Origin of the sequence: Chamaesiphon sp. OTE_8_metabat_110, from assembly GCF_031382685.1 — a bacterium.
Classification (GTDB): Bacteria; Cyanobacteriota; Cyanobacteriia; order Cyanobacteriales; family Chamaesiphonaceae; genus Chamaesiphon.
On sequence record NZ_JANMZA010000430.1, the window covers coordinates 1 to 6764 of the forward strand.

Here is a 6764-nt window from a genome sequence, read left to right on the forward strand (position 1 = left end):
GGGAGACGGGGGGACGGGGGGACGGGAAAGTGCTTGATATTGCTTTTACTCCTAAGCCCTAAAGCCTAAAGCCTAATTCCTAATCCTCTAGATAATTGTTAAAATATAGGTAATCACAAATTTCTCAATATAAGCGGCGAGCGAGGTATTTATCTAAAGATCTCGATGCTCCTGGCAAAATGCAAAGACGAACTCTATTATCGGCTGCGTTGTTACCGATCGGTACAGCGACTGGACTTTATTTTTTATCCACCCAGACACCTCCAATGACAAAGACACAAGGCGAATTTGAGATCGTAAAAACTGACGAAGAGTGGAAACAAATCCTGACTCCCGAACAGTTTAGTGTATTGCGGAAACACGGTACAGAACGCGCTGGCACCAGTATTCTCGACAAAGAGTATGGTAAAGGTCAATTTGTCTGTGCTGGCTGCGATTTACCGCTGTTTGTCTCCGATACCAAGTTTAATAGTGGCACGGGTTGGCCGAGTTTCAACGATCCGATTCCTGGCGCGATCGATACTTCTGTAGACAAATCCTTATTTGCTACCCGCACTGAAGTCCATTGCCATCGCTGCGGCGGACACTTGGGACATGTATTTGAAGACGGCCCGAAACCGACAGGTTTACGCTACTGTATGAATGGTATTTCCATGAAGTTTATCCCTGCTGCATAGGTAAACTTTCAGGCAGACGATCGCTACCGATCGTCTGCCTGTATTGTATTCTAATATATAAAAATATCCTAATATTCTACATTCATTATTATATTTACTCACTATAATAAAGACAGCGAGTATTCTCACTCGAATTATTAAGTTACGATCGCTCGACCTTCTCAATCGATCTCGACAACCATACATCTATTAGATGAGGTAAATCATGTCACAAACTGTTGCAGATTGGATGAATCGCGAGTTGCTAACTGTTACTCCCAGCACGCAGCTATCAGACGCAGTTAAGTTATTAGTCGATCGACATATTAGTGGTTTACCTGTAATTGATGATGAGGGTAAATTAGTCGGTGTAATTTCCGAATCAGATTTGATGTGGCGCGAGCAAGGTGTCGAGCAACCCCCCTATATGCTCTTTTTGGGTGGTGTAATTTATTTCCAAAATCCGCTGACATACGAGCGAGATCTACATAAGGCGTTAGGGCAAACCGTTGGTGAAGTGATGACACCTCATGTAATCTCTATTACGGCGGATACAACGCTACCAGAAGCCGCCAAAATCATGCACGATAAAAAGATTCACCGTTTACCTGTGGTAGATGAAAATAACCACCCGATCGGCATTATTACCGAAAGTGATATCGTCCGCGCGATCGCATCTGTGTAAACTTAGATAAGATCGATACAGCGAAATCCTCGACTTCTTAAAGAAGTCGGGGATTTTGACCATTCTAGCTTACTACTCGATCGCATCATTTAGAATTAGACAATGTTTGGGGTTCGTGCAATACGCCTGCAATAATCTTCCAGTCACCTTCGGCTTTACGCATTGTATAGGTAAACCCAAAGTGTTCGATTTCCTCATCTGCTTGATTAAATCGCTTGGCAACTCCAACAACTAGTCCTTGATTGTCACTGAGTTGACTAACTTGAAGCGAGAGAATCTTACTCTCTTTGAAATTGTCATGTCTTAACTTATCCATAAGAGCTGTGAATAACCCAATTACCTCATTTGACTCGTTCATAACCATGACTAAATCCGAACTCATCATTATCGAAGGTACTTGAAAAAATGGTTCAACTTTTGTTGGATCTAGTAAGTTAAATGCTTCTGCATATTTAAGAAATGTATCGCGAATTGCATCGAGTTGGTTGTTCATAATCTTTTTTCTGGATTAGGTTGTTGGTGTAAAAAGAGCCGAATCAAATCGGCGGTGGTATCTGCATGGCTATATGAAAATCCATGCGCTGCCTCGACAATTATTTCCAATTTGGCATTAGGAATTTTGGCTGCTAGTAGATCGCTATTCGATCGAGGAATTGCAATATCCTTATCTCCGGTGATGATGAGTGTGGTGGCTTGAATATCGCTCAAAGTATCGCAAGTATCGTGGCTTGCAAAGGCTTGAATCTGACGCTGCAAAGCTGCATCGCGACTATGCAATGGGGTCGTTTCGGCGAGAAATTCTGTGAGTTCCTGACTATTGGCTTTAATGAATGTGGGCGTAAATAGTAAGTCTAAAAGATTGCCACTCATCACACCACTGATATCACCCATCTGACTGCAATTACCCCCCGCCATCGCACAGCCGAGAATCAGCTTATCTAGCTTATCGGGATATTTTAGAGCAAATTGCTGGGCGATCGCACCACCCATACTGACACCAAATACATGCGCTTTGGGAATGTTCAATGCGTCTAATAACCCTGCGGCATCATCTGCCATGTCTACGATACTATACGGACGTGGGGATGGGCTGGTGAGTCCAGCATCGCGATTGTCGAAGAGGATAAGTTGATAGTTTTGAGCGAGTAATTCGGTGAATTTATTGCCCCAATCGAGCAGGCTAAAACTCAAACCCACGATCATCAGTAACGGTTTGCCGCTACCTTTGATTTTGTAGTTGATGTCAATATCGCCGACGGTGATTTGTGTCATGGATTTCATAGATACCAATTTCCCTAGAATTTGCACTTCTTTAGTTAATCGTTTATCAAAGCACAGGGTGTGTTAGCGCGGAAAACAACGCACCACCATTTAGTTACAATCGATTAAACCATGTTTGTCCGCAAATACATGAAGTGATTTCATCATTTGGTCAAAGAAAGGATTGCTAGGTTCTAAGGGAGAGTTGTTAATTGACAATACTGGATTTTTCAAAGCAACACTAGCATGAGGGACGGCAAAATTCTTACCAATTCTAAATATTTCTGCTGATGGAGATCGATTCACCAATTCTTCGATCTCATCAATGTCTGCGGTGGTATCTGCTTCAGAATGTGCTGCAAATAGCGGTTGATTTAAGACATCTCGATCGGTCAGTAAATCTAATTCTTTAATTAGTTTCGATAATTCTCTCGCTCCGCCAATATCCATCTTAGAATATCGAAAGGGATTACCACTAGGTGAACTATTGATGAGACTACTGCGATCGATCTGGTCGAAAATATTAGCTAGAGGGGTTCGGAGAAAGATTTCAGCCAGATTGCCAGCATGGCTAGCTAAACCTAATGCAGCAGAAAATAGGAAAACTCCACCATCGATCGCCGCTTCGTTATTGAGAGCCATTTCAACACTTAATGTACCACCTGTTGATAATCCCCCGATCGAGACTTGTCCACCACTTTCTCTAGCTCGATCGATCGCAAATCTGACATCTTTGCGCCACTCGATTAAAGATGCGTCTTTCATGTCTTGAGGATTTTTTAAGCCATGCGCGCGAAGCAAGGGGATATAGACATCAAAACCCATTTTGGAGAAAAAATACTCACCGATATCTCTCATGAAGTAAGGCGAGTCTGTCAATCCATGTACTAAAACAATAGCATTTCTCGGCTGTCCATCATCTTCATGTTTGAATATCTGCGGATGACATCGATCGCGCACATCATCCCGATCTATATATCCTTTAAAGTGTCGATCGTAATATTCATCCCAATCCATTAGTATCATTTAACTATCTCCGCCATTTTCTTCGATATTTGCTTTAATTGTTTTTTAGGTACACTCGCTGAATCTTGACCGATACCTGTCATGTACACGAACTCTAAATTATGATTATCTTGTATTGAATCTGTACCAATTGTGAAATAAATAGGATTACCTGTATGCTCAAGAGTTTTCATTCCCCTAGTCTTGAGATCGTTGTAAGTTTTCACAATAAAATTTTCTTCCACTTCTTCTGGTGATACAGGTCTTTCTATTGAAAAAATGTTGGCTGTCGATCCTGGTAATGTCGGTATAATATCCTCTGTGTTCGCAATGCGCCAATGTTGGACACCACTATAATTTAATTTAGTTGCTAATTCTCGATCGCAGCATCGAGGACTTGCGAAAGTATAAACTATAATCTTATTTGGATCGATGCCTGAATCAATTAGATCGGGAATAATTAGCGTTGCTAATGCTCCACCCAAACTGTGACCTGCAATAAAAATGTGTTTGGCATTACTCAATGTTGCTAACACTGCTTCAATCTCTTCTCTAATATCTAGATAAATTGAATAAAATCCTTTCGTTGTTATCCCCCATTTTTTACCTGCAACAGAAATATATTTGTCATACTTAATCGCAGTATTGTTATACCACTCATAGGCTGTCCGCGTTCCTCTAATAATAATGAAAGCATCTTCATCTTTTGTAGCAACAAAGCCAAAAACCTTCTTTTTTCTGTCATGGGTCAATTCGGTAACTCCATTAAATCCATCTGGAAGCGACCATGTACCTTCTCCTTGTTGTTCAAACTGAGCATAAGCAGATCCTATTAGTATTGCTAGCTCACGAGCCGTAGCTCCATGAAAATCGCTAAAATTTTCTCGATCGAAAGACATTCCTTTAAAATCCTCTAAATTTGCCATAATTATTCACTCTTAAATCTGTGTTTGTACAATAGTTCAATAGCTGGTGACGTTACCAAATCGGCAAGAAAACAGGCTCAGTTGCAGCAAGGACTTGGAAGAATTTATCTAGGCAACTTTCCTGGTAGAAACGTGGTTAGACTCAAAGATAACCTCGATCGAGTAGTCAGTAACTAAAATTTTTGCAGGCTGTAAAGTAATGTGAAGCGATCGAACATCCGGTATATCGGTTCGTTGGCGTTGGCGAAGCCTGCCGTAGGCACAGCCTCTCTGAAAGAGAGTCGATCGATAATTCCGCTCTACTGTCTAGATTCACTCGATCGAAATCCCAATCTCACAAAATTAAATAATGATTGCTAAGTAGGTAGATGCAATTATTTATAAAATAGATTATGTCTGAAACATAGCTGGTGGGAAGTATCCACCCTACTTGCCTACTTGCTACTGTAGTCAGAATGATCCGTAGAGGGGAACAGCACCAAGGACTTTTTGGCAACTTATCTATCTGACATTTAATTGTGCTTACCTAATTATTAATCGGCATCTTTAATCTTTTTTCTCATACGAAAAGCTGCCGTACCACCGATTAATGTGCCAATAATCGTAAATGGTTCGGGGACAGCAGCAGTAGAGCTATTTATTTGACCATGAACTAAATTATCGAATAATAGACCACCGTTCCCACTCAAAGTTAAAGAGGTAATCGGAGTCGTCGATGTCAAACCAATAAATTGCACATTGTTACCAATTGTAAATGTGGTGGAATCGCCCGTTGAAATACTAACTGTATTTCGGTCATTAATGTTGTATGGTAAAACATCTAATCCTACAGCAGTAACAAATGATGGAAGTGTTGCGGTAATAGGATTACCACCTGCTCCTGTTCCTACAATAGTACTAGCCCCTTGAAGAGGAATAGCACGATTACAATTATCAAAACGAGAGGGTAATGTGGCACAATTTAATACGAATGGGTTATCACGACTACTACTAAACGTAACTCCAGATACAGTGGCGGGAACATTCAATGAAATAGCTGTATTGGGTGGGGTAAGTCCCTCAAAATCGACTGTCGATATTCCTGTTGTTGCAGCAAGAAATGCAGATTTACTCGTATAAAGAGTAGCTGCTTGACCGACTTGTGCAAATCCAAAACCAGCACTGACAGAGAAAACTAGGATAGCGGCGCGTGTTTTTTGTAACATAAATTTATTAGAGAAATGAAATATTTAGCAGCAGATGGAGAAAAGCGTAAGCTGAAAATAGCGCGAATTTAAAAATCATCGTACTATGTTGAAACACATGCGAGCTATCGTGAATCATCTTTCACTGTCTGTGGTACCTGCATACACAAAGCGATCTCTTTATCAATGCGTAGGTCTTAGAGACATGCTTGAATTTCACTGTTTAAATATAATCTCGACCCGATCGATCTGTCAGTAATAAAAAGTAACTAAAAGTAAGTAGTTATCCTCGATCGATATTAAGTAATGTAAACCTTCTGTCGTATAAATTACAATTTCACACGATCGAATCGATCTATACTATCTCTAATTCACGATCTATCTAGTAGCGATCGACCTTAAATGACTGGACAAGAAGCTCTCAGAATCATCGATCGATTGCTCGAACAACATCAACGCGGATCGCTCAGTACGCTGCAAACTGAGATCGTCTCAAAAGTATGGAATCGCGATTCCTATCAGGAGATCGGGAGAGAGTTGGGTTATGAGCCGGAATATATCAAACAAGTTGCATCGCAGTTGTGGCGGTTGCTCTCGGTGATAGTTGGGGAAAGAGTTTCCAAAGGGAATCTCTGTGCGATCCTCCAGGGTTATCAAACATCCTTGGCGACGACTAATTGGGGAGAAGCAATTGATGTTTCCCGCTTTTATGGGAGAGAGACTGAGTTAGAAACGCTCGAACAGTGGATTTTCGATAGTCGTTGTCGGGTGGTGGGAATTTTTGGTTGGGGTGGCATTGGTAAAACCGCGCTTTCTGTGAAACTGGCTCAACAGTTGGAGTCTCAGTTTGATTGTGTGGTATGGCGAAGTTTGCGACAAGCGATCGATCCGCAGGATTTATTGAATGAAATTTTGCCGATTTTGATTGGTTCCGAGGTGCAGGAAAGTTCGATCTCCTTACTGATGCAGCAATTGCGCCAAAAACGCTGTTTACTGATCTTTGATAACGTCGAGTCAATTTTGCAAGCCGGAACTCAAAATGGCTGTT

Annotated in this window: 8 protein-coding genes; 3 read left to right on the forward strand and 5 right to left on the reverse strand. The window is 41.2% G+C overall.

Annotated elements, in window-relative coordinates:
* The first annotated feature begins 266 nt into the window (after positions 1-266).
* Positions 267-677, forward strand: a complete 411-nt coding sequence (msrB, locus tag RMO52_RS15735; protein ID WP_396135014.1) for a peptide-methionine (R)-S-oxide reductase MsrB — start codon at positions 267-269, stop codon at positions 675-677.
* Between the two features lie 205 nt (positions 678-882).
* Positions 883-1341, forward strand: coding sequence for a CBS domain-containing protein (locus RMO52_RS15740; RefSeq protein WP_309741829.1), 459 nt, complete (start codon positions 883-885; stop codon positions 1339-1341).
* Positions 1342-1426: 85 nt separating this feature from the next.
* On the opposite strand, the gene RMO52_RS15745 is transcribed toward RMO52_RS15740, so the two are convergent.
* The 5 genes from RMO52_RS15745 to RMO52_RS15765 all read right to left on the reverse strand — a co-directional run bounded on the left by RMO52_RS15745 (position 1427) and on the right by RMO52_RS15765 (position 5737).
* Positions 1427-1834 carry a hypothetical protein gene (locus tag RMO52_RS15745; RefSeq protein ID WP_309741830.1) on the reverse strand — a complete coding sequence of 136 codons (408 nt, stop codon included), beginning with the start codon at positions 1832-1834 and terminating at the stop codon, positions 1427-1429.
* Positions 1831-2622, reverse strand: coding sequence for an alpha/beta hydrolase (locus tag RMO52_RS15750; RefSeq protein ID WP_310415968.1), 792 nt, complete (start codon positions 2620-2622; stop codon positions 1831-1833). The genes RMO52_RS15745 and RMO52_RS15750 overlap by 4 nt, the downstream gene beginning before the upstream one ends.
* Before the next feature lie 90 nt (positions 2623-2712).
* On the reverse strand, positions 2713-3627 hold the full coding sequence (locus RMO52_RS15755) for an alpha/beta fold hydrolase (RefSeq protein ID WP_310415971.1): 915 nt from the start codon (positions 3625-3627) through the stop codon (positions 2713-2715).
* Positions 3624-4532 (reverse strand): lipase family protein, encoded by a 909-nt coding sequence (locus RMO52_RS15760; RefSeq protein ID WP_310415974.1) that lies wholly within the window; start codon positions 4530-4532, stop codon positions 3624-3626. Before RMO52_RS15760 ends, RMO52_RS15755 begins: the two co-directional genes overlap by 4 nt.
* 533 nt (positions 4533-5065) lie before the next feature.
* Entirely contained in the window at positions 5066-5737 is a 672-nt protein-coding gene (locus RMO52_RS15765; protein ID WP_310415977.1) for a PEP-CTERM sorting domain-containing protein, read from the reverse strand.
* Between the two features lie 381 nt (positions 5738-6118).
* On the opposite strand from RMO52_RS15765, the gene RMO52_RS15770 reads away from it, so the two are divergent.
* Positions 6119-6764 (forward strand): NB-ARC domain-containing protein (locus tag RMO52_RS15770; protein WP_310415980.1); only part of this gene is annotated, 646 nt, incomplete at its 3' end.